Origin of the sequence: Streptomyces sp. NPDC052107, assembly GCF_040680215.1 — a bacterium.
Classification (GTDB): Bacteria; Actinomycetota; Actinomycetes; order Streptomycetales; family Streptomycetaceae; genus Streptomyces.
In genome coordinates, this window is the sequence record NZ_JBFAWG010000004.1 from 18,775 (window position 1) to 39,625 (window position 20,851).

The 20,851-nt window shown below is 70.6% G+C and carries 24 protein-coding genes and 1 pseudogene; 15 read left to right on the top strand and 10 right to left on the bottom strand.

Going from position 1 to position 20,851, the window contains the following annotated elements:
- The first annotated feature begins 209 nt into the window (after positions 1-209).
- Positions 210-734 carry a hypothetical protein gene (locus tag AB0M27_RS05560; RefSeq protein ID WP_365718244.1) on the top strand — a complete coding sequence of 175 codons (525 nt, stop codon included), beginning with the start codon at positions 210-212 and terminating at the stop codon, positions 732-734.
- A 74-nt stretch (positions 735-808) separates the two neighbouring features.
- Here AB0M27_RS05560 and AB0M27_RS05565 read toward each other — a convergent pair.
- Both AB0M27_RS05565 and glgX read right to left on the bottom strand, forming a co-directional pair.
- Positions 809-994 (bottom strand): annotated as a pseudogene (locus tag AB0M27_RS05565) (hypothetical protein); the annotation flags it as partial.
- Between the two features lie 13 nt (positions 995-1,007).
- Positions 1,008-3,266, bottom strand: coding sequence for a glycogen debranching protein GlgX (gene glgX / locus AB0M27_RS05570; RefSeq protein WP_365718246.1), 2,259 nt, complete (start codon positions 3,264-3,266; stop codon positions 1,008-1,010).
- A 287-nt stretch (positions 3,267-3,553) separates the two neighbouring features.
- Here glgX and AB0M27_RS05575 point away from each other — a divergent pair, with 287 nt between their 5' ends.
- The 9 genes from AB0M27_RS05575 to AB0M27_RS05615 all read left to right on the top strand — a co-directional run bounded on the left by AB0M27_RS05575 (position 3,554) and on the right by AB0M27_RS05615 (position 11,354).
- Positions 3,554-4,777: an Ig-like domain-containing protein gene (locus tag AB0M27_RS05575; protein ID WP_365718248.1), complete on the top strand. Its 1,224-nt coding sequence runs from the start codon at positions 3,554-3,556 to the stop codon at positions 4,775-4,777.
- 156 nt (positions 4,778-4,933) lie between these two features.
- Positions 4,934-6,163 carry an Ig-like domain-containing protein gene (locus tag AB0M27_RS05580; RefSeq protein ID WP_365718249.1) on the top strand — a complete coding sequence of 410 codons (1,230 nt, stop codon included), beginning with the start codon at positions 4,934-4,936 and terminating at the stop codon, positions 6,161-6,163.
- A gap of 78 nt (positions 6,164-6,241) precedes the next feature.
- The gene (locus tag AB0M27_RS05585) at positions 6,242-7,009 is read left to right on the top strand and encodes an enoyl-CoA hydratase/isomerase family protein (RefSeq protein ID WP_365718251.1); all 768 of its coding nucleotides are present in this window, start codon (positions 6,242-6,244) and stop codon (positions 7,007-7,009) included.
- 299 nt (positions 7,010-7,308) lie between these two features.
- Positions 7,309-7,812: an ATP-binding protein gene (locus AB0M27_RS05590; RefSeq protein WP_365718253.1), complete on the top strand. Its 504-nt coding sequence runs from the start codon at positions 7,309-7,311 to the stop codon at positions 7,810-7,812.
- Positions 7,813-7,896: 84 nt separating this feature from the next.
- Positions 7,897-8,700, top strand: a complete 804-nt coding sequence (locus tag AB0M27_RS05595; RefSeq protein WP_365718255.1) for a polysaccharide deacetylase family protein — start codon at positions 7,897-7,899, stop codon at positions 8,698-8,700.
- Complete coding sequence (locus AB0M27_RS05600) at positions 8,700-9,887, top strand: hypothetical protein (protein WP_365718257.1); 1,188 nt, start codon at positions 8,700-8,702, stop codon at positions 9,885-9,887. Before AB0M27_RS05595 ends, AB0M27_RS05600 begins: the two co-directional genes overlap by 1 nt.
- Positions 9,888-9,950: 63 nt before the next feature.
- The gene (locus AB0M27_RS05605; RefSeq protein WP_365718744.1) at positions 9,951-10,100 is read left to right on the top strand and encodes a hypothetical protein; all 150 of its coding nucleotides are present in this window, start codon (positions 9,951-9,953) and stop codon (positions 10,098-10,100) included.
- Positions 10,101-10,170: 70 nt separating this feature from the next.
- Positions 10,171-11,082 (top strand): MerR family transcriptional regulator, encoded by a 912-nt coding sequence (locus tag AB0M27_RS05610; RefSeq protein ID WP_365718259.1) that lies wholly within the window; start codon positions 10,171-10,173, stop codon positions 11,080-11,082.
- Positions 11,083-11,141: 59 nt separating this feature from the next.
- Positions 11,142-11,354 (top strand): EF-hand domain-containing protein, encoded by a 213-nt coding sequence (locus AB0M27_RS05615; RefSeq protein WP_365718728.1) that lies wholly within the window; start codon positions 11,142-11,144, stop codon positions 11,352-11,354.
- 42 nt (positions 11,355-11,396) lie between these two features.
- On the opposite strand, the gene AB0M27_RS05620 is transcribed toward AB0M27_RS05615, so the two are convergent.
- On the bottom strand, positions 11,397-11,621 hold the full coding sequence (locus AB0M27_RS05620) for a hypothetical protein (protein WP_365718262.1): 225 nt from the start codon (positions 11,619-11,621) through the stop codon (positions 11,397-11,399).
- Positions 11,603-12,112, bottom strand: a complete 510-nt coding sequence (locus AB0M27_RS05625; RefSeq protein WP_365718264.1) for a cupin domain-containing protein — start codon at positions 12,110-12,112, stop codon at positions 11,603-11,605. Before AB0M27_RS05625 ends, AB0M27_RS05620 begins: the two co-directional genes overlap by 19 nt.
- 117 nt (positions 12,113-12,229) lie before the next feature.
- Here AB0M27_RS05625 and AB0M27_RS05630 point away from each other — a divergent pair, with 117 nt between their 5' ends.
- On the top strand, positions 12,230-12,406 hold the full coding sequence (locus AB0M27_RS05630; RefSeq protein WP_365718265.1) for a zinc-binding dehydrogenase: 177 nt from the start codon (positions 12,230-12,232) through the stop codon (positions 12,404-12,406).
- 106 nt (positions 12,407-12,512) lie between these two features.
- Entirely contained in the window at positions 12,513-13,175 is a 663-nt protein-coding gene (locus AB0M27_RS05635) for an NAD(P)-binding domain-containing protein (RefSeq protein WP_365718267.1), read from the top strand.
- A gap of 24 nt (positions 13,176-13,199) precedes the next feature.
- Here the strand turns inward: AB0M27_RS05635 and AB0M27_RS05640 are convergent, their stop codons facing one another.
- Together AB0M27_RS05640 and AB0M27_RS05645 are read right to left on the bottom strand one after the other, a co-directional pair.
- Positions 13,200-13,754 (bottom strand): glycoside hydrolase family 25 protein, encoded by a 555-nt coding sequence (locus AB0M27_RS05640; RefSeq protein ID WP_365718270.1) that lies wholly within the window; start codon positions 13,752-13,754, stop codon positions 13,200-13,202.
- A 36-nt stretch (positions 13,755-13,790) separates the two neighbouring features.
- Complete coding sequence (locus AB0M27_RS05645; protein ID WP_365718273.1) at positions 13,791-14,828, bottom strand: phosphatidylinositol-specific phospholipase C domain-containing protein; 1,038 nt, start codon at positions 14,826-14,828, stop codon at positions 13,791-13,793.
- Positions 14,829-14,981: 153 nt separating this feature from the next.
- On the opposite strand from AB0M27_RS05645, the gene AB0M27_RS05650 reads away from it, so the two are divergent.
- Genes AB0M27_RS05650 through AB0M27_RS05660 form a run of 3 tightly spaced genes read left to right on the top strand, consistent with a single transcriptional unit; the run spans position 14,982 to position 16,388 of the window.
- Entirely contained in the window at positions 14,982-15,161 is a 180-nt protein-coding gene (locus tag AB0M27_RS05650; protein WP_365718275.1) for a CopG family transcriptional regulator, read from the top strand.
- A gap of 1 nt (position 15,162) precedes the next feature.
- Positions 15,163-15,507 carry a VOC family protein gene (locus AB0M27_RS05655; protein ID WP_365718277.1) on the top strand — a complete coding sequence of 115 codons (345 nt, stop codon included), beginning with the start codon at positions 15,163-15,165 and terminating at the stop codon, positions 15,505-15,507.
- Positions 15,508-15,527: 20 nt separating this feature from the next.
- Positions 15,528-16,388: a class I SAM-dependent methyltransferase gene (locus AB0M27_RS05660; RefSeq protein WP_365718279.1), complete on the top strand. Its 861-nt coding sequence runs from the start codon at positions 15,528-15,530 to the stop codon at positions 16,386-16,388.
- A 5-nt stretch (positions 16,389-16,393) separates the two neighbouring features.
- Here the strand turns inward: AB0M27_RS05660 and AB0M27_RS05665 are convergent, their stop codons facing one another.
- The 4 genes from AB0M27_RS05665 to gcvT form a co-directional block, all read right to left on the bottom strand.
- Positions 16,394-17,761, bottom strand: a complete 1,368-nt coding sequence (locus AB0M27_RS05665) for an L-serine ammonia-lyase (RefSeq protein ID WP_365718281.1) — start codon at positions 17,759-17,761, stop codon at positions 16,394-16,396.
- Between the two features lie 84 nt (positions 17,762-17,845).
- The gene (gene glyA / locus AB0M27_RS05670; protein ID WP_365718283.1) at positions 17,846-19,114 is read right to left on the bottom strand and encodes a serine hydroxymethyltransferase; all 1,269 of its coding nucleotides are present in this window, start codon (positions 19,112-19,114) and stop codon (positions 17,846-17,848) included.
- A gap of 14 nt (positions 19,115-19,128) precedes the next feature.
- The gene (gene gcvH, locus AB0M27_RS05675; RefSeq protein WP_351810381.1) at positions 19,129-19,506 is read right to left on the bottom strand and encodes a glycine cleavage system protein GcvH; all 378 of its coding nucleotides are present in this window, start codon (positions 19,504-19,506) and stop codon (positions 19,129-19,131) included.
- A gap of 108 nt (positions 19,507-19,614) precedes the next feature.
- The gene (gcvT, locus tag AB0M27_RS05680; RefSeq protein ID WP_365718285.1) at positions 19,615-20,733 is read right to left on the bottom strand and encodes a glycine cleavage system aminomethyltransferase GcvT; all 1,119 of its coding nucleotides are present in this window, start codon (positions 20,731-20,733) and stop codon (positions 19,615-19,617) included.
- Between the last annotated feature and the right edge of the window lie 118 nt (positions 20,734-20,851).

Here is a 20,851-nt window from a genome sequence, read left to right on the forward strand (position 1 = left end):
GCCGACGCCGGCGCACGCCCGGGCCACTCTGCCGGGCGCGTCGTCAAGCCCGCGTCAAGGCCTTGTCTCGCGCTGTTCTCGCGTGGATAAACGTTCATTCAAAGGGGCTCTCGGTCGGGCAAAGGGGTCTACTCGCATAGATGATCCCGGTGCTGTCATGCTCACGACCGCCCGGACTTCTGCCGGGCACCGCACCGGGAGACCCCCACATGTCCCGAATACCGCGCCCCCTGGTGACCACCCTCTCCTGTCTGGCCCTCGCCGCCGCGGGCCTCACCGTCACCACCGGCTCCGCCCACGCCGCCGGTTGCAGCCAGGACTACCTCCCCCTGCCCGACCCGGTCTGCACGCCCGGCGACCTCAACCCCGACGTCACCCAGGACACCATCGACTCGACCATCTGCGTCTCCGGCTGGACCGCGACCGTACGGCCGCCCAGCTCCTACACCACCGCGCTGAAGAAGCAGCAGATCGCCGAGTACGGCTACTCCGACACCAACCTCTCCGACTACGAGGAGGACCACTTCGTCCCGCTCGAACTCGGCGGCGCCCCGAGGAGCGAGCAGAACCTCTGGCCCGAGCCGCACTACGGCGACGGGACCTCCGCGGACAAGGACACCGTCGAGAACAAGCTGAAGAGGGCCGTCTGCGCCGGTGACGTCAGCCTCGCCGACGCCCAGGACGCCATCATGACCGACTGGACGACCGCCCTGTCCAGCCTCGGCCTGAGCTGAGCCTTCACTCCCCGCGGGGGCCGGTTCCTCCTCCCCGAGGAACCGGCCCCCTTCGCGTCCGGGCGCATGCCGGATCACGGCACCCCCAGCTCGAACAGGGCGTACCCCGCGTACGACCCGGAGGCGAGCGCGGCGATGCCGAGCAGGGTGCCCGGCACGGGCAGGCTCAGCCGGCGCATCGCTACCGAGGGCGGCAGGAACAGCGGGAAGCAGGGCAGCAGATACCGGGAGACGGTCGCGAAGATCTGCTGGCTGCCGAGGCCTCACGCCGGCTCAGGCCACCCTCAGCAGCAGCACCGCCCGCCCCGGCACCGTGATCTCCGCGCCCGCGGGGTGGACCGTGCCCGGAGGCTCGGCCTGGTCCTCCCGGGAGGTGTCCACGATCACCTCGTACCGGTCCGCCCAGGGCCGACCCGGCAGCACGAAGACCGCCGGGCGTTCGCCCGCGTGCAGGATCGCCAGAAAGCTGTCGTCCGCGACCGGGGCGCCCCGCTCGTCGCGGCCCGGGATGTCCCGGCCGGAGAGGTACATGCCGAGCGTGGCCGCGGGGGCGTACCAGTCGCCCTCGGTCATCTCCGTGCCCCGCGCGGTGAACCAGGCCAGGTCCCGCAGCCCGTCCGCCGAGTGGGCGCGGCCGGAGAAGAAGGCGCGGCGGCGCAGCACCGGATGCCGGTGGCGCAGGGCGATCAGCCGGGAGGTCAGGTCGTACAGGGGCCGCCAGGCATGGTCGTCCAGCAGCGACCAGTCCAGCCAGCTGATCTCGTTGTCCTGGCAGTAGGCGTTGTTGTTGCCGCGCTGGGTGCGGCCGAGTTCGTCGCCGGCCACCAGCATGGGCACGCCGGTGGACAGCAGGAGCGTGGTCAGCAGGTTGCGCAGCTGACGGCGGCGCAGGGCCCGTACCCGCTCGTCCGCGCTCTCGCCCTCGACCCCGCAGTTCCAGGAGCGGTTGTCGTCGGTGCCGTCGCGGTTGTCCTCGCCGTTGGCCTCGTTGCGCTTGCGCTCGTACGACACCAGGTCGCGCAGGGTGAACCCGTCGTGCGCGGTGACGAAGTTGACCGAGGCGTACGGGCGCCGGCCGCCCCAGGCGTAGAGGTCGCTGGAGCCGGACAGGCGGTAGCCCATCTCCCGGACGTCCGGCAGGGCGTGTCGCCAGAAGTCGCGGACGGCGCTGCGGTAGCGGTCGTTCCACTCCGTCCACAGCGGCGGGAAGGCGCCCACCTGGTAGCCGCCCGAGCCGATGTCCCACGGTTCGGCGATCAGCTTGACGCGCCTGAGGACCGGGTCCTGGGCGATCACCGCCAGAAACGGGGACAGCATGTCGACGTCGTGCATCGAGCGGGCCAGCGCGGCCGCGAGGTCGAAGCGGAAGCCGTCCACGCCCATCTCCGTCACCCAGTAGCGCAGCGAGTCGGTGATCAGGCGCAGCACCTGGGGCTGGACGACGTGCAGGGTGTTGCCGCAGCCGGTGTAGTCGGCGTAGCGGCGGGCGTCGTCCTGGAGGCGGTAGTAGCCGCGGTTGTCGATGCCTTTCAGGGACAGCGTCGGGCCCAGCTCGCCCGCCTCCGCCGTGTGGTTGTACACCACGTCGAGGATGACCTCGATGCCGGCCGTGTGCAGCGCGCGCACCATCCGCTTGAACTCGCCGACCTGCTGGCCCGTCGTACCGGAGGCGGCGTAGGCGGCGTGCGGGGCGAAGTAGCCGATGGAGTTGTAGCCCCAGTAGTTGCGCAGGCCCCGGCGCAGCAGGTGGTCCTCATGGGCGAACTGGTGGACGGGGAGCAGTTCGACGGCCGTGACGCCCAGCTTCACCAGGTGCTCGATCGCGGCCGGGTGCGCGAGGCCCGCGTAAGTGCCGCGCAGTTCCTGGGGGATGCCCGGGTGCAGCTTGGTGAAGCCGCGGACGTGCAGCTCGTAGATGACGGAGTCCGCCCAGGGCGTCTTGGGCCGCCGGTCGTCGGACCAGTCGTCGTCATCGTGCACGACGACACCCTTCGGGACGTACGGCGCCGAGTCCCGGTCGTCGCGCACGGTGTCCGCCACATGCTGCTCGGGCCAGTCCCGAACGTGCCCGTACACCTCCGGCGGCAGCCGGCTGTAGTCGTTTCCCTCGGCGCCGTCCACCGCGCGCGCGTACGGGTCCAGCAGCAGCTTGGCCGGGTTCCAGCGGGCGCCGGTCCACGGGTCCCAGCGGCCGTCCACCCGGTAGCCGTACCGCTGCCCCGGCATCACGCCCGGCACGAAGCCGTGCCAGATCTCGTGCGTGAGCTCGGTCAGCTGGACCTGGGTCTCCCGGCCCCGCTCGTCGAACAGGCAGACCCGGACCGCCTCCGCCCCGGCCGCCCACAGCGCGAAGTTGGTGCCCGCGACCCCGTCCGGGCCGACCCGGAACCGGGCCCCCAGCGGGGTCGGGGCGCCCGGCCACACCACCGGGGCCGGCACCGCGGCGCGCCGGGCGCCGTTCACCACGGCCTGCTGCCCGGTCCCGGCGGCCGGCTCCCCGGCCGGTGCCCGCTGCTCGGCTGCGCTCGTCACCTGTCGGCCCCTCTTTCAGTGGCTCGCCCCGGGGCGGCGCGGCCGGCCGCGCCGAAGGGCCGAGGCTGCCCCGCAGCACCCTCGGCCGCCCGGTACGGCTGCGCCCTGACGGTCGGGGGCGCCCTCTGGATCGCGCTTGACGTCCCTTTCAGCCGATCTGATCCAAGAGGGCGCCCCCTCCGGCGCGGGCGCGGCGGCTCCCCAGCGTGTCGTCCTTCCCTCTGTTCTGCCCAGTGCGTGCGTCGCACTCACGTTTCCCTGGAGCGGGCCCGGTCGTTGAGCCCCGCGTGAGGCACGTACAAGGACGCGCGCGGCGCACGGGGGCCGCGCTGGCCGCCGTACTGACATGGGCGGCAATGCTGGCAGGGTGCTCCTTCGGGGGCTCCGGAACGCTCGGGCTGGACGGAGCACCCGGCAGACCCCCGGCACCCGAGGACGTCATCCACGTCACCCCCGACGACGACAGCAAGGCCGTCCGCCCCGACCGGCCACTGCGGATCGAGGTACCCGACGGGCGCCTGCAGAAGGTGACCGTCGTCAGGTCGCAGGACGCGCAGGACTCCCCGGTGCCCGGGCACATCGGCGCCGACGGCCGGACCTGGCATCCGGACGCGGCCCGACTGGCGCTCGCCGCCAAGTACACCGTCGACGCCGTGGCGCTGGACTCCGACGGCCGCCGCTCCGCCCGGCGCACCACCTTCACCACGTTCGTCCCCGACGCGCGGTTCATCGGCTACGTCACCCCCGAGAACCGTGCCGTCGTCGGGACCGGCATGATCGTCTCGCTCAACTTCAGCCGGGAGATCACCGACCGGGCCGCCGTCGAACGGGCCGTACGGGTCAGCGCGCAGCCCTCCGCCGAGATCCGCCCGCACTGGTTCGGCCGCAGCCGTCTCGACTTCCGCCCCGAGCAGTACTGGAAGCCCGGCACCGAGGTCACCGTCGACCTGAACCTGCGGGACGTCCAAGGAGCGCCGGGCGTCTACGGATCGCAGGACAAGACCTTCGCCTTCACCGTCGGCCGCAGCCAGGCCTCGCTGGTCGACGCCGCCACGCACACCATGCAGGTACGCCGGGACGGCCGGCTGCTCGCCACCGTGCCGATCACCGCGGGCGCCCCGCAGAACCCCACGTACAACGGCAAGATGGTGGTGATGGACATGCTGGAGGTCACCCGCATGAACAGCCGCACGGTCGGCTTCGGCGGAGAGTACGACATCCCCGACGTGCCGCACGCCATGAAGCTCACCGACTCCGGCACCTTCGTGCACGGCAACTACTGGTCGCCGGACGCCCCCGGGCGGATCAACGTCAGCCACGGCTGCGTGGGCCTCAGGGACGTCAAGGGCGGCAGTTCGGCCACCCCGGCCGGCTGGTTCTTCGACCGCAGTCTCGTCGGTGACGTCATCGAAGTGGTGGGCAGCCAGGAGAAAACCGTCGCTCCCGACAACGGCCTCGGCGGGTGGAACATGACCTGGAAGGAGTGGAAAGCCGGTAGCGCGGTGAAGTAACCAGGTGAGGGGCCCGGGTTCGGGCGGCGGTGCGGGCGGAAGTTGCGACGGAACGGTGACATTCGCCTGACACCTCGCTCAAAACCAGGCGGTTAATATGCGCGCACCAGTGTGGCGGGGAGCGGGCCTGACCTGGCCCGGCGAGGGGAGAACAACTTGAATACGCGGCCTATATCGGGGGCGTCGGTGGCGGGGCGGCGAGGCCGCAAGGGGCTGGCGCTCATAGCCGGCGCCCTGGTGCTCTCCCTCGCGGCGTGCGGCGGGGGCGGTGACAAGGTTTCGCAGGGCAAGGGCAAGGACTCCAGCACCCAGCAGGGCAAGCAGCAGTCCACCGCCGCCGTCACCGTCTCGCCGAAGTCCGGTGCCACCGGCGTCGACACCAGCGGCGGGCTCAAGGTGAGTGTCGCCAAGGGCAAGCTGACCGAGGTCACCGTCAAGGACACCAAGGGCGCCACGGTCGACGGCAGCATAACCGGCGACGGCACCTCCTGGACGCCGTCGACCCACCTGGCCGCGTCCACCAAGTACACCGTGCACGCGGTCGCCAAGGACTCCCAGGGCCGCGAGGCCGCCGAGGACTCCACGTTCACCACCCTGACTCCGAAGAACACCTTCCTCGGCTACTTCACCCCCGAGGACGGCTCCACCGTCGGCGTCGGGATGCCGTTCTCCATCAACTTCACCCGGGGCATCACCCACCCCGACGCCGTCGAGAAGGCCGTCAAGATCAGGACCGAGCCCGCCGTCGACGTCGAGGGCCACTGGTTCGGCAACGACCGCCTGGACTTCCGCCCCCAGCAGTACTGGAAGGAAGGCACCAAGGTCACCGTCGACCTGAACCTGGACGGGGTCGAGGGCCGCGACGGTGTCTACGGAAAGCAGCACAAGACCGTCGAGTTCACCATCGGCCGCAACCAGGTCTCCATCGTGGACGCCAAGAAGCACACGATGAAGGTCACCCAGGACGGCAAGGTCATCAGGACCATCCCGGTCACCACCGGCAAGCCCGGCTACGACACCTGGAACGGCCAGATGGTCATCAGCGAGAAGCTGACGGTCACCCGCATGAACGGCGAGACGGTCGGCTACGGCGGCGAGTACGACATCAAGGACGTCCCGCACGCCATGCGCCTGACCACCTCCGGCACCTTCCTGCACGGCAACTACTGGGGCGGCGGCGCCTTCGGCAACTACAACGCCAGCCACGGCTGTGTCGGCCTGCGCGACGTGCGCGGCGGCTACGACAGCTCCACCCCGGCGGCCTGGATGTTCAACCACTCGATCATCGGCGACGTGGTGGTCGTGAAGAACTCCCACGACCGGACGGTGGACCCGGCCAACGGGTTCAACGGGTGGAACATGTCGTGGGCCGACTGGACGAAGTGACCTTCACCGACGTACGGACCCGGTGCTGTGAGGTACGGCACCGGGTCCGTTGCCGTTAGTGCCCGTTAACCTGCCTCCATGACCGTGAATCTCGAAGTCGCCGAAGGCGTCGGAACCCTGCGCCTCGACCGCCCGCCGATGAACGCGCTGGACGTCGCCACCCAGGACCGGCTGAAGGAGCTCGCCGAGGAGGCCACGCGCCGCGACGACGTGCGCGCCGTGGTGATCTACGGCGGCGAGCGGGTGTTCGCGGCGGGCGCGGACATCAAGGAAATGCAGAACATGGACCACACCGCGATGGTCCTGCGCGCCCGCGCCCTGCAGGACTCCTTCACGGCCGTCGCCCGCATCCCCAAGCCCGTCGTCGCCGCCATCACCGGCTACGCCCTCGGCGGCGGCTGCGAACTGGCGCTGTGCGCCGACTACCGCGTCGCCGCCGAGAACGCCAAGCTCGGCCAGCCCGAGATCCTGCTCGGCCTGATCCCGGGCGCCGGCGGCACCCAGCGGCTGCCCCGGCTGGTCGGCCCGTCCAGGGCCAAGGACCTCATCTTCACGGGCCGTCAGGTCAAGGCCGACGAGGCCCTCGCCATCGGCCTGGTGGACCGGGTCGTCCCGGCCGCGGAGGTGTACGGGCAGGCGCACGCCTGGGCCGCGAAGCTCGCCCAGGGCCCGGCGATCGCCCTGCGTGCGGCGAAGGAGTCCGTCGACACCGGCCTGGAGACCGACATCGACACCGGCCTCGCCGTCGAACGGAACTGGTTCGCGGGCCTGTTCGCCACCGAGGACCGCGAGATCGGCATGCGCAGCTTCGTGGAGGAGGGTCCCGGCAAGGCCAAGTTCCGCTGAACTTCAGCGATGTGAACTTCTCCGTAACTCCCGTGAGAGTACTTGCAATTGACGTGTCGTCTCATCCGGGTCCCTCGATGGGGCGGTTTATGGGAGCCTTAAGGCAACCTTAAGCCTGCCTCGTCGAGGGAGCCTGACGATTGCCCCAAAGTGAGCCGTCTTGGCAGGTCAACCAGGCTGTGTCGGCCGATGACATGACGTCGGCATATGCCAGTCGGTCGGCGGAGAACAGGGGCGCGCAGGGGGCGTATTCCTCCGGAACGGCCCCCAAGACGGCTCCGGACCGCCATCATGGGGGCATGGCGGGGCTGGAGGGCATCGAACAGCCGCGGGGACACAGCCGTGCGGCCGCGGCACGCTGGTCGCCCGCGGTCGAGGACGAACAGGCGCTCAAGGCGCTCGAACTGTTCGGCAACCCGACGGAGGCGGAGGTGCCGCTGCCGTCCCGCCCGGAGTCCGCGGCGACCGCCCGCCGGCTCGCCCAGGTCGTGGTGCTGCGCACCTGGCGGCTCACCCCCAAGCTGACCGAGGACGCCGTCTTACTCGTGTCCGAACTCGTCGGCAACGCCGTACGGCACACCGGTGCCCGGGTCTTCGGCCTCCGGATGCGCCGCCGCCCCGGCTGGATCCGGGTGGAGGTCCGCGACCCCTCGCGCGGCCTGCCCTGTCTGATGCCGGTCCAGGAGATGGACGTCAGCGGCCGGGGCCTCTTCCTCGTGGACAAGCTGTCGGACCGGTGGGGCGTGGACCTGCTGCCGAGGGGCAAGACGACGTGGTTCGAGATGCGGATCGCGGACCGGTAGCGAGGGGACGGCATTCGCCCACGGCGACCCGAAATCGTACCCCTTTCGGGCCAATCGGCGGTTTTCTTACCTAACGCCCCTTAAATGGTGCGGGTGACCACGACCAACCGACGCGGGGTGCTGCGCGCGGGCGCCGGGCTCGTCGCCGGCGGTGCGCTCGCCGCCGGTTGCGGCGCAGGCCAGGCCGCCCCGCCCAACGCCCAGGACTCCGCGTCCCCTTCCGGCACCTCCTCCGGCCACCGCGCGGCCCACGCGCACCCGGCCCCCGCCCCCCGCGCCTACCCCGGTCAGCCCACCCAGATCACCCACGGCCCGCGCACCCGCCCCCGGATCGCTCTCACCTTCCACGGCCAGGGCGACCCCGGCCTCGCCCACTCCCTGCTCGGCACGGCCGAGCAGCACGGCGCCCACCTCACCGTGCTCGCCGTCGGCACCTGGCTGGACGAACACCCGGACATCGCCCGCCGGATCCTCGACGGCGGGCACGACCTCGGCAACCACACCCAGCGGCACATCTCCATCAACGGCATGGCCGAGGCCGACGCCCGCAAGGAGATCAGCGACTGCGCGTACCGGCTGAAGCGGCTCACCGGCTCCATCGGCACCTGGTTCCGCCCCTCCCGCTCGCCGACCGCCTCCCCACTGGTCGCCCGGCTCGCCCGCGCCGCCGGCTACCCGCATGTGCTGTCGTACGACGTCGACTCGCTCGACTACACCCGCCCTGGTGCCGCCGCCGTCACCCGCAAGGTTCTCGCCGAAGTGCAGAACGGGTCGGTCGTGAGCCTGCACTTCGGGTACCCGGACACGGCCGCCGCCCTGCCCGACCTCCTCCCCGAACTCGACCGCCGCGGACTGCGCGCGGTCACCACCACGGAGCTGCTGAGCTGATGCGAACCACGAAAGCCGCGCGCCTGCTGGCCGCCGGTGCCGCCCTCACCGCCCTGACGCTGCTCTCCGCGTGCAGTTCGGGGCCTCAGCACCACCCGAACGAGGCCCTGGTCAGCAAGGCGCCGGCCCAGCCGGGCAACGGCAAGCGGCAGGTGAACGTGCTGCCCGGGATGCCGCCGGTCGAGAACCCCAAGGACCTCTATTCCGCCGACCGTCCGAACCAGCTCTCCCCGGTCGTCAGGGACTTCCCGTCCCGGGTGTACGTCCCCAACACCAACTCCGACACCGTCACCGTCATCGACCCCGAGACCTACCAGGTCATCGACACGATCCCGGTCGGCCAACAGCCCCAGCACGTCGTGCCGTCCTGGGACCTGAAGACCCTCTGGGTCAACAACGACCTCGGCAACAGCCTCACCCCCATCGACCCGAAGACCGGCAAGGCCGGAAAGCCGGTCGCCGTGCACGACCCGTACAACCTGTACTTCACGCCCGACGGCAAGTACGCCGTCGTCATGGCCTCCAAGGACCGCCAGCTGGTCTTCCGCGACGCGCACACCATGAAGGTCGTCAAGGCCGTGCCGGTCAGCTGCTACGGCGTCAACCACGCCGACTTCTCCCCGGACGGCCGGTACTTCATCGTCTCCTGCGAGTTCAGCGGCGAGGTCCTCAAGGTCGACACCGCGAAGATGAAGGTCGTCCACCAGGAGCGGCTGCCGTACGAGGGTGCGATGCCGCAGGACGTCAAGATCTCCCCGGACGGCAAGCTGTTCTACATCGCCGACATGGTCGCGAACGGCCTGTGGATCCTCGACGGCGACAAGTTCACCAAGCCCCGCTTCCTCTACACCGGCAAGGGCGCCCACGGCCTCTACGTCAGCCGCGACTCCCGCGAGATGTACATCTCCAACCGGGGCGAGGGCACCATCTCCCTCTTCGACTTCACCAAGAAGCGGCTCACCAAGAAGTGGCATCTGCCCGGCGGCGGCAGCCCCGACATGGGCGGCGTCTCCGCCGACGGCAAGGTGCTGTGGCTGTCCGGCCGCTACAACGCCGAGGTGTACGCCATCGACACCCGGACCGGTAAGGAACTGGCCCGCATCAAGGTCGGCAGCGGCCCGCACGGCCTCGCCGTCTACCCGCAGCCGGGCCGCTACTCGCTCGGGCACACCGGTATCTTCCGCTGACCGTACGGCAGTTGGACACGCCGGCGATCGGGTGATGATCCACGCGCCACGCCCGTTCAGCCGATGTCGTGCCGCGCGAGATCCGTCTTCGAGCAGGGCTTCCGCCCCGAGGACGTGGTCGACATCATCGGCGTCTGCCCGGTCGACAAGAAGACCAAGGCCAAGATCATGAGCGACTGCGAAAGCAATCCGTACCACCAACCGTGGCACTGACGGCCGGGGAGCGCGTCTGCGGGGCCCGCTCCTTGAGTCTCCACCCGCTGGAAGGCCCAGACTCGCCGACATGACCGAAGACGGCACCGGACTTCTCACCATCGGCGAGCTGGCCCGGGCCACCGGGCTGACCGTGCGCACCATCCGCTACTGGTCCGACGAGGGCGTCCTCACCCCGGTGACCCGGTCCTGCGGCGGCTACCGGCTCTACGACAGCGCCGCCGTGGCCCGCCTGGAGCTGATCCGCACCCTGCGCGAGCTGGGGCTCGGCCTGGACGACGTACGGAAGGTGCTGGCCGGGGAGCGGACGGTCGCCCAGGTCGCGGCCACGCACGTCGCGGCCCTGGACGCGCAGATCCGGTCCCTGAAGGTGACCCGCGCGGTGCTGTCGACGGTCGCCCGACGAGGCTCGACGGCGGAGGAGATGACCCTGATGAACAAACTGGCGCGGCTGTCGGCCGCGGAGCGGCAGCGGATCGTGGACGACTTCGTGGAGGAGATCTTCCACGGGCTCGACACGGCCGACCCCTGGATCCGCGAGCGAACCCGCAGCATCGGCGTGAGCCTGCCGGACGACCCCACCCCGGAGCAGGTCGACGCCTGGGTGGAGCTGGCGGAACTGCTGCGGAACCCGGACTTCCGGGCCGCGATGCGCCGGATGATCGAGTTCAACGCCGCCGACCGAACCCCGGACACCCCGGCGGGCGCCTCGGCGATGTTCTTCAAGCGGCTGGTGGAGCTGGTCGGCGCCGTGCGGCAACGCGGGGTGACCCCGCAGTCGCCCGAGGCAGACGCCGTCCTGACCGAACTGCTCGGCGCGGACACCGACCGCGCGGCCGTGCTCCGCCGTATCGACCTCGGCAACGAGGTCACCCGCTACCGGGAGTTGGCCGCCGTGATCAAGGGCGAGCAGGAGCCCCTGAGGTTCCAGGAGGAGTTCGGCTGGGTGGTCGCGGCGCTGAAGGCCTGGCCGGGCCGTTAATCTGACCAGCGTCAGTACGCCAGCACGGCATGAGAAACACGACCAAAAGGGGCGGATCGGTGGCGGACATCGAGGAAGCACGCAAGCAGTTCCAGCGGATCGACGCGGACGGTGACGGATTCATCACCGCCGCCGAGTTCAAGTCCGCGCTGGCTCAGGAGGGTGACTGGAACGTCACGGAGTCGGTCGCCGAGGCCATCATCAGGCAGCGCGACCTCAACGGCGACAAGGTTCTGTCCTTCGACGAGTTCTGGGCCTACCTGAACAAGTGACGCGCCGCGAGGGGGCCCTCCCGCCCGGGAGGGCCCCCTTCGTCATGCCCTGAGCTGTCGCGAGGGAGCGGGTGGGCTACGGCAGGCCTCTGCGGTACCGTCCCGGCGCCACGCCGTACTCCCGCTTGAAGGCCTTGGCGAAGGCGACTCGGAGGAGTAGCCGGTGCGTTCGGCGATCTGGCGCAGGCAGAGGTCGTCGTGGCGCAGCAGCCGGCCCGCCGTCGTCATCCGCCACCAGGCCAGATACGTCAGCGGCGGCTCGCCCACCAGCGCCGTGAACCGGCGCGCGAAGGCCGCGCGGGACAGCCCGCCGGGGCGCCCGGCTGCGCCACCGTCCAGGCGCGCGCCGGGTCGCCGTGGACCGCGCGCAGCGCCGCCGCGACCGTCGGATCGGCCAGTGCCTCCGCCCAGCCCCGCGCCCTCCCCGCCGCGCGCTCGCTCTCCCACCAGACCCGCAGGATGGACAGCAGCAGGGTGTCCAGCAGCGAGGTGACGATCGCGTCCGTGCCCGGCCGCTGCTCCTCCAGCTCCATCCCGAGCAGCTCCATGGCCGCCCGCAGCGAGCGGTGACCGCCGACGGCGGCGGGCAGATGCACGATCTCCGGCGGCTCGGCCAGCAGCCGGTGCGCCCGGTCCCGGTCCAGCCGGTAGGTCCCGCACAGCGTGACCGTGTCCGGGCAGCCCTCCCGCGGCTCCTCGGGCGGCGCCCCGCTCCAGGTGCCGTCGGGCAGCACCCGCAGCACCTCGTGCGTGGGCACGCCGGGCGCTGACCAGGCTGTGTTCCTGTCCGTGCGCGAGGAAGACGACATCTCCCGGTGCCGGCGCCACCGGCTCCCCGCCCCGCGGGTCCAGCCAGGCCGAGCCGCGCAGACCACATGGAACCCGGCGCCGACGGCCGCCACCGCGCCGCCCGCTACCTGGCCTCCGGCCTCACCGACGGAACCCTGCGCCCGGTGATCGCCGGGGTGTACGACGGTCTGGACCGCATCCGGGACGCGCACCGCCTGATGGAGTCGGACCGCCACACCGGCGATATCGTCGTACGGCGGTGAGCGCGTTCACCTGATCGGCGCAACGACGGAATAGCACCCGCACCCGAGGGGTTGTCGCCTCCGACAGACGCATGCACGTGCATATAATCATCTCGGAGGGCCTGTCATGAAGATCGGCATCATCGGCGCGGGAAACATCGGCGGCAACCTCACCCGGCGGCTCACCGCCCTCGGCCACGACGTGTCCGTGGCCAACTCCCGAGGCCCCGAGACGCTCAGGGAACTGGCCGAGGAGACCGGAGCGACCGCGGTTGGGGCCGAGGACGCGGCCAAGGGCGCCGAGGTGGTCGTCGTCACCGTCCCCCTCAAGGCGGTCGCCAACCTCCCCTCCGGCCTGCTGGACGGCGCAGCCGAGGGCGTGGCGGTGATCGACACCGGCAACTACTACCCACGCGAGCGCGACGGCCGGATCGCCGGCATCGAGGACGAGGGCCGCACCGAGAGCCGCTGGACCGAACAACACCTTGGCCACCCGGTGACCAAGGCCTTCAACGGCACCTACGCCCAGGACATCCTGGACCGCCCCCGCCCCGCGGGCGACCCCGAGCGCATCGCCCTCCCCGTGGCCGGCGACGACGCAGCGGCCAAGGCGAAGGTCCGCGCCCTGATCGACGAACTCGGCTTCGACACGGTCGACGCGGGCGGCCTCGACGACTCCTGGCGCCAGCAGCCCGGCACCCCCGTCTACGGCCTCCGCGCAGACGTGGAAGGCGTGAAGAAGGCCCTCACGGCAGCCTCCCCGGAACGCCCGGCGGACTTCCGGGGCTGAGACCCGCGCACGATCTGCGCGCTCCTAGGGCGTGGCCCACTCCTTCAGTGCGGCCTTGCTGGAGAAGTCGGCCACGTCCTTGTCGTACGGCGTGCTGGTGTACTGGTGGAACCGCCACTTGGCCTTGATGCGGGGGTGGCCGGCGGTGACGTAGTCGGCGATCCAGAGACCGTCGCCCGCGTAGGAGGACGTGTCGACGGTCAGCCAGAAGTCACGGTTGCAGTAGAGCACGACCCGGTTGTGCGGCCGTAGTTCCTTCAGTTTGCGGATGAAGTGGTCCTTCTCCGCGTTGCTCGCGTGGGTGCCGTCGCCGGTGGTCTCCCAGTCGACCGCGAGGAGGTCGCCGGCGCCTTCCGGGGCGTGCTGGACGAAGTACTCGGCCTGGGCGGTGATGTTGCCGGGCCACAGGAAGTGGTAGAAGCCGACGACCAGTCCGGCGTCGCGGCCCCTCTTCGTCTGGGCGGTGAGCCGGGGATTGACGTACGAACGGCCCTCCGTCGCCTTGATGAAGACGAAGGAGAGACCGTCCGTGTCGTACGCGGAGGACTGGAAGGCGCTTACGTCGATGCCGTGCAGCATGTAGGGGTTGTGCCCCCTGCGCCCACATCCGGAACCTCAGCTTCGGGTGGTCACCTCGCTGAGCACCGACGCCGGCTTCGCCGACCAGTCGGAGGTGATGACGCTCGCGTGGTCCTTGGCCAACAGGGCCAGGCGGGCGGCGACTTCGGCGTCCGTCGGGCTGGTGGAGGAGATCGCGGGGGAGACGTTGTAGGCGTCGGTCATGATCGAGATGTAGTGGTTCGTGGAGTAGAACGACGTGTCGTAGCCGTTGTTGACGTACGTCGCCGCGTCACCGTCGAAGAACACGAACCAGGGCCGGATCAAGGTGTCGGAGCTCCAGCGGGTCGAGCGCGGGTCGCCGTTCGCCGCGCCCAGCACCGCCGGGAAGGCCTCGGCCTGTGAGATGTTCCCGGCCGTGTACAGGTCGCGCAGGTGGTCGCCGTACTCCTGGTCCGTCCAGTAGTGGTCGAAGGGGTTGTTCATCTCCACGGTGCCGGGGATCACCTCGAAGAGGAACTTGCCCTTGAGGGAGTCGCGGCTGGGCCAGGCGTTGGCCCTGGCCGCCGCGTCCAGCGTGGAGTACGACGAACCCAGCAGGTCGGACGGCTTGTAGACGCTGCTGCCGAGCTTCTGCTCGATCAGCGTGTCGAACTCGTCCGGACCGAGGCCAGCGTTGTTGTTGAAGCCGAGCTTCATCTCGATCTTGAAGACGATCGGCGGGTGGTCGGGATGGAGCTGGTTCCAGGCCGCGATGTTGTCCAGGCAGCTGCCGAAGTCCTGGTTGCGGCTCTTGCTGTACAGCTCGCTCGGGGTCTTCGCCGCCTCGCAGTTGTTGTCGTTGCCCAGCGGATTGCTGTGGCTGACCCGCCAGCGGTGACTGAGGCTGTCCACGTACACGTCCAGCTCCAGCAGTGAGGCGCCGGAGTCCAGCGCCTGCGCGAAGTAGGTGTACTTGGCCTTGTCGTACGCGTTGTGCGTCCCGATCGCCGTCGTCTCGGAGAACTTCGGCGCCGCCGCGCGGGCGTTGCCAGGCACCACGATCAGCAGAGCACCGGCACCCACGAGCGCCGCCAGCCGTCTCACCACACTCATTGCTCAACTCCCCTTTGCTGTAGCCCAGTTGGCGGCAGCGTAGGAGCGAGCGGTTACTGCGCGGTAGCCCCCGGAGGAACATCAGCCACTCTCCGGCCGTCGCGCGACCCGTCACCGCTGGCGGCTAGATTGCTAGCATGCTAGCCTCGAAGGGTGGGTGATGAGGAAGTCAAGCAGTTCAACGTGTACCTGCCGATCGGACTGATCAAGCAGGTCAAGTACCGCGCCATCGAGTCGGGCATGTCCTTGTCGGCACTGGTCGCAGAAGCGCTGCGCGCCTACCTCGACGACGCCCATGGACAGGAACAGCAGGCGACCGAGAAGGAGAGCTGACATGGCGACCGAAGGCATCGAGGCCGTGTTCCTGGAGACCCACAACTGGGGCAGGGCGGCGAGGTTCTTCCAGGCGCTCGGTTACGACCTGGAGTTCGCGACCGACCACAACTCCGGCCAGTTCCGGGGCGGCGACGGGCCGTACGTGTTCATCGCCGAGGTCCCCGAGGACCGCGAGCCGCGGACACAGATCGTGCTGAAGGTGCCGGACGCGGACGCGTTCCGCGCCGATCCCGCCGTCGAGGTGGTCACGCCGTTCGAGGACACGCACTTCGGGACCCGGATGATGACGGTCCGCGACCCCGACGGGCGGCTGTGGAGCCTCCAGGCCCCCGCGGCGAAGTGACGGGGACGGGAAGCGGCGCCATGACCGACGAGCGAACCGGGACCCCGGACAACACCGCCGTGCGGTGCGCCCTGTGGCGGGCTATGCACGTCCAGGTCGATCCGCCGCCCCACGTCCTGGAGGACGAGATCGGTCTGCGGCTCGTGGACCCCGGCGACGGCTGGCGCGACCGCCCGGACATGGACCCGGAGGCCACCCGCGGATTCCGGGCCGCCATGGTGGCCCGCGCCCGCTTCATCGAGGATCTGGTCGCCGAGCAGGCGGACCGGGGCGTCGACCAGTACGTCCTCCTCGGCGCCGGCCTCGACACCTTCGCCCAGCGCAGACCGCAGACCGCGTCCCGGGTGCACGTCTTCGAGGTCGACCAGCCGGGCACGCAGAACTGGAAGCGCCGGCGCCTCGCCGAACTCGGTTACGGCATCCCCGACCGGCTGCACCTGGTGCCGGTCGACTTCGAGACGAGCGCCGGGACCTGGCCGGAGCAGCTCGCCGCGGCCGGATTCGACCACGGCCGGCCGACGGTGGTCGCCTCCACCGGCGTCACCATGTACCTCACCAAGGAGGCCACGGCGGCCACCCTGCGCCGGATCGCCCGGCTGGCACCCGGCTCGACCCTCGCCCTGACCTTCCTGCTGCCGGAACACCTCGTGGACGAGCGCGACCGCGCCGGCCTCAAGGCGAGCGAGGCGGGCGCCCGGACGTCCGGCACGCCGTTCCTCAGCTTCTACACCCCCGACGAGATGCTGACCCTGGCCCACGAGGCCGGCTTCAAGGAGGCCCACCACATCCCGGGCGCCTCACACGCCGAGCGCTACTTCACCGGCCGCACCGACGGCCTGCGCCCGTCAACCGGGGAGGACGTGCTGCTGGCCCGGACCTGACAGCGTCAGCACTCGATGATGTTCACGGCCAGCCCGCCCCGCGCCGTCTCCTTGTACTTCACGGACATGTCCGCGCCGGTGTCCTTCATGGTCTTGATGACCTTGTCCAGGGACACCTTGTGGGAGCCGTCGCCGCGCATGGCCATCTTGGCCGCGGTGACCGCCTTCACCGCGGCCATGCCGTTGCGCTCGATGCACGGGATCTGGACCAGGCCGCCGACCGGGTCGCAGGTCAGGCCGAGGTTGTGCTCCATGCCGATCTCGGCCGCGTTCTCGACCTGCTCCGGGGAGCCGCCGAGGACCTCGGCCAGCGCGCCCGCGGCCATCGAGCAGGCGGAGCCGACCTCGCCCTGGCAGCCGACCTCGGCGCCGGAGATGGAGGCGTTCTCCTTGAAGAGCATGCCGATCGCGCCGGCGGCCAGCAGGAACCGCACCACTCCGTCCTCGTCGGCGCCGGGGACGAAGTTGATGTAATAGTGCAGGACGGCGGGGATGATGCCGGCCGCGCCGTTCGTGGGGGCGGTCACCACCCGGCCGCCGGCCGCGTTCTCCTCGTTGACCGCCATCGCGTAGAGCGTGATCCACTCCATGGCGTGGGCCAGCGCGTCGCCCTCGGCGCGCAGCTGGCGGGCGGAGACGGCCGCGCGGCGGCGCACCTTCAGGCCGCCGGGCAGGATGCCCTCGCGGGACATGCCGCGCCCGACGCACTCGCGCATCACCCGCCAGATCTCCAGCAGGCCCGCGCGGATCTCCTCCTCCGTGCGCCAGGCCCGCTCGTTCTCCAGCATCAGGGAGGAGATCGACAGGCCGGTCTCCTCCGTCAGGCGGAGCAGCTCGTCGCCGGTGCGGAAGGGGTACTTCAGGACCGTGTCGTCCAGTTTGATCCGGTCCGCGCCGACCGCCTCCTCGTCCACGACGAAGCCGCCGCCGACCGAGTAGTACGTCTTCGACAGCAGCTCCGCGCCCGAGGCGTCGTACGCCCACAGCGTCATGCCGTTGGCGTGGTACGGCAGCGCCTTGCGGCGGTGCAGCACGAGATCGTTGTCGAAGTCGAACGCGATCTCGTGCTCGCCCAGGAGAGCGATCCGGCCCTCGGCCTTGATCGCCTCCACGCGCGCGTCCGCCGTCTCCACGTCCACCGTGCGCGGCGAGTCGCCGGTCAGGCCGAGCAGGACGGCCTTCGGGGTGCCGTGGCCGTGCCCGGTCGCGCCCAGGGAGCCGTACAGCTCCGTGCGGACGCCGGCGGTCTTTTCCAGCAGGCCTTCGTTGCGCAGGCGGCGGGCGAACATCCGCGCCGCGCGCATCGGGCCGACCGTGTGGGAGCTGGACGGGCCGATGCCGATCGAGAACAGGTCGAAGACCGAGATGGCCACGGTCACTCCTCAAGACGGGGGGTGGCGGGGCACCCTCCGGCGGTCTGCCTTCGGGTACCCCACCGGGGACTTACTTGTCCGGGCCTACTTGTTCAGGCCCGGGTACAGCGGGTGCTTGTCGGCGAGCGCCTTCACGCGCGCCTTGAGGGCCTCGGCGTCGTAGGACGGCTTGAGCGCCTCCGCGATCACGTCCGCGACCTCGGCGAAGTCCTCGGCCGTGAAGCCGCGGGTGGCGAGGGCGGGCGTACCGATCCTGAGGCCCGAGGTGACCATCGGCGGGCGGGGGTCGTTCGGGACCGCGTTGCGGTTGACCGTGATGCCGACCTCGTGGAGGCGGTCCTCGGCCTGCTGCCCGTCCAGCTCGGACTCACGCAGGTCCACCAGGATCAGGTGCACGTCCGTGCCGCCGGACAGGACGTTCACGCCGGCCTCGCGGGCGTCGGCCGCCGTCAGACGTTCGGCCAGGATGCGGGCGCCCTCCACTGTACGACGCTGGCGCTCCTTGAAGTCCTCGCTCGCGGCGACCTTGAAGGAGACGGCCTTGGCCGCGATCACGTGCTCCAGGGGGCCGCCCTGGAAGCCCGGGAAGACGGCGGAGTTCAGCTTCTTCGCGAAGTCCTTGCCGCGGGCGAGGATGATGCCGCCGCGCGGACCGCCCAGCGTCTTGTGCGTGGTGGAGGTGACCACGTCGGCGTACGGCACCGGGTTGGCGTGCAGCCCGGCCGCGACCAGGCCCGCGAAATGCGCCATGTCGACCCACAGGTAGGCCTCGACCTCGTCCGCGATCCGGCGGAAGGCGGCGAAGTCCAGCTCGCGCGGGTACGCCGACCAGCCCGCGATGATCACCTTGGGGCGGTGCTCCTTGGCGAGCCGCTCGACCTCGGCCATGTCGACCAGGCCGGTCTCGGCGTCCACGTGGTAGGCGACCACGTTGAACTGCTTGCCGGAGAAGTTCAGACGCATGCCGTGGGTCAGGTGGCCGCCGTGGGCGAGGTCCAGGCCGAGGATGGTGTCCCCGGGCTGGGCCAGCGCGAACAGGGCCGCCTGGTTGGCGGAGGCGCCGGAGTGGGGCTGCACGTTGGCGTACTCGGCGCCGAACAGCTCCTTGACCCGGTCGATGGCGATCTGCTCGGCGACGTCGACGTGCTCGCAGCCGCCGTAGTAGCGGCGGCCCGGGTAGCCCTCGGCGTACTTGTTGGTGAGGACGGAGCCCTGCGCCTCCATCACCGCGAGCGGCGCGAAGTTCTCGGAGGCGATCATCTCCAGCGTGGACTGCTGGCGGCCGAGCTCGGCGTCGACCGCGGCGGCGATCTCCGGGTCCAGCTCGTGCAGGGACGTGTTCAGGACGGTCATACGGCTACGACTCCTCAGCCGGCGGTCTCGGCGGTGTACTCGTCGGCGGAGAGCAGGTCGGCCGGCTCCTCCGCGACGCGCACCTTGAACAGCCAGCCGCCCTCGAAGGGGGCCGAGTTCACCAGCGACGGGTCGTTGACGACGTCCTCGTTGATCTCGGTGACCTCACCGGTGACCGGCGAGTACAGGTCGGAGACCGACTTGGTGGACTCCAGCTCGCCGCAGGTCTCGCCCGCGGTCACCGTGGAGCCGACCTCGGGGAGCTGGGCGTAGACGACATCGCCGAGCGCGTTGGCCGCGAACTCGGTGATGCCGACCGTCGAGACGCCGTCCTCGGCGGCCGACAGCCACTCGTGCTCCTTGCTGTAGCGCAGCTGCTGGGGGTTGCTCATGGCCTGAATTCTCCTGTACGCGCGGGAGTGCTGATGAAGGGGGGACTGCGGAAGCCGCTGTGAGCAGCGGAAACGTGCGCGGGGTCACACAGTGACCGCGCCCAGTGTCTACTTCTGGCGCTTGTAGAACGGCAGCGCCACGACCTCGTACGGCTCATGGCTGCCCCGGATGTCCACGCCGACGCCCTCGGTGCCCGGCGCCGCGTGCGCCGCGTCGACGTAGGCCATGGCGATCGGCTTGCCCAGGGTGGGGGAGGGGGCGCCGGAGGTGACCTCGCCGATCACCTCGCCGCCGGCGACGACGGCGTACCCGGCGCGCGGCACCCGGCGGCCCTCGGCGATCAGGCCGACGAGGACGCGCGGCGGGTTCTGCTCGGCCTTGGCGGCGGCCTCGGTGAGCGCCTCGCGCCCGACGAAGTCGCCCTCCTTCTCGAACTTCACCACCCGGCCGAGCCCGGCGTCGAAGGGGGTGAGCGAGGTGGTCAGCTCGTGCCCGTACAGCGGCATGCCCGCCTCCAGGCGCAGGGTGTCCCGGCAGGACAGGCCGCACGGGACCAGACCGACGCCCTCGCCGGCCTTGGTCAGCGCCTGCCACAGCTCGACCGCGTGCTCGGGCTTCACGAACAGCTCGAAGCCGTCCTCGCCGGTGTATCCGGTGCGGGCGATCAGGGCCGGGACGCCGGCGACCATGCCGGGCAGGCCCGCGTAGTACTTCAGGCCGTCCAGGTCGGCGTCGGTGAGGGACTTCAGGATGCCGGGGGACTCCGGGCCCTGGACGGCGATCAGCGCGTACGCGTCCCGGTCGTCGCGCACCTCGGCGTCGAAGCCGGCGGCGCGCTCGGTCAGCGCGTTCAGCACCACCTGGGCGTTGGAGGCGTTGGCGACGACCATGTACTCGGTCTCGGCGAGCCGGTAGACGATCAGGTCGTCCAGGATGCCGCCGTCGGCCTGGCAGATCATGGTGTAGCGGGCGCGGCCCACGCCGACGGAGGCGATGTTGCCGACCAGGGCGTGGTTCAGGAAGGCGGCCGCCCCGTCGCCGGTGACGGTGATCTCGCCCATGTGGGAGAGGTCGAAGAGACCCGCCTTCGTCCGCACGGCGAGGTGCTCGTCGCGCTCGGAGGCGTAGCGCAGCGGCATGTCCCAGCCGGCGAAGTCGGTCATCGTCGCGCCGAGCGAGCGATGCACGGCATCGAGCGCGGTGTGACGGAGTTCGGTACTGCTCATCGGTCGGTCGTCTCCCAGGAAGCATGGGGCCCCCGCGCGAGCGAAGCCGAGCGTGGGGGAGGGCGAGGAACTTCCTCCCCATCTGTCATCGGAACCTGAGAGGTTCGCCACGACCGCC

Excerpts from the sequence above, each read along its gene's own strand:
- AB0M27_RS05560 (WP_365718244.1), top strand. The coding sequence starts at position 210 with ATGTCCCGAATACCGCGCCCCCTGGTGACCACCCTCTCCTGTCTGGCC.
- AB0M27_RS05585 (WP_365718251.1), top strand. The coding sequence starts at position 6,242 with ATGACCGTGAATCTCGAAGTCGCCGAAGGCGTCGGAACCCTGCGCCTC.
- AB0M27_RS05590 (WP_365718253.1), top strand. The coding sequence starts at position 7,309 with ATGGCGGGGCTGGAGGGCATCGAACAGCCGCGGGGACACAGCCGTGCG.
- AB0M27_RS05595 (WP_365718255.1), top strand. The coding sequence starts at position 7,897 with ATGGTGCGGGTGACCACGACCAACCGACGCGGGGTGCTGCGCGCGGGC.
- AB0M27_RS05600 (WP_365718257.1), top strand. The coding sequence starts at position 8,700 with ATGCGAACCACGAAAGCCGCGCGCCTGCTGGCCGCCGGTGCCGCCCTC.
- AB0M27_RS05605 (WP_365718744.1), top strand. The coding sequence starts at position 9,951 with ATGTCGTGCCGCGCGAGATCCGTCTTCGAGCAGGGCTTCCGCCCCGAG.
- AB0M27_RS05610 (WP_365718259.1), top strand. The coding sequence starts at position 10,171 with ATGACCGAAGACGGCACCGGACTTCTCACCATCGGCGAGCTGGCCCGG.
- AB0M27_RS05630 (WP_365718265.1), top strand. The coding sequence starts at position 12,230 with ATGGAACCCGGCGCCGACGGCCGCCACCGCGCCGCCCGCTACCTGGCC.
- AB0M27_RS05635 (WP_365718267.1), top strand. The coding sequence starts at position 12,513 with ATGAAGATCGGCATCATCGGCGCGGGAAACATCGGCGGCAACCTCACC.
- AB0M27_RS05640 (WP_365718270.1), bottom strand. The coding sequence starts at position 13,754 with ATGCTGCACGGCATCGACGTAAGCGCCTTCCAGTCCTCCGCGTACGAC.
- AB0M27_RS05645 (WP_365718273.1), bottom strand. The coding sequence starts at position 14,828 with ATGAGTGTGGTGAGACGGCTGGCGGCGCTCGTGGGTGCCGGTGCTCTG.
- AB0M27_RS05655 (WP_365718277.1), top strand. The coding sequence starts at position 15,163 with ATGGCGACCGAAGGCATCGAGGCCGTGTTCCTGGAGACCCACAACTGG.
- AB0M27_RS05660 (WP_365718279.1), top strand. The coding sequence starts at position 15,528 with ATGACCGACGAGCGAACCGGGACCCCGGACAACACCGCCGTGCGGTGC.
- glyA (WP_365718283.1), bottom strand. The coding sequence starts at position 19,114 with ATGACCGTCCTGAACACGTCCCTGCACGAGCTGGACCCGGAGATCGCC.
- gcvH (WP_351810381.1), bottom strand. The coding sequence starts at position 19,506 with ATGAGCAACCCCCAGCAGCTGCGCTACAGCAAGGAGCACGAGTGGCTG.
- gcvT (WP_365718285.1), bottom strand. The coding sequence starts at position 20,733 with ATGAGCAGTACCGAACTCCGTCACACCGCGCTCGATGCCGTGCATCGC.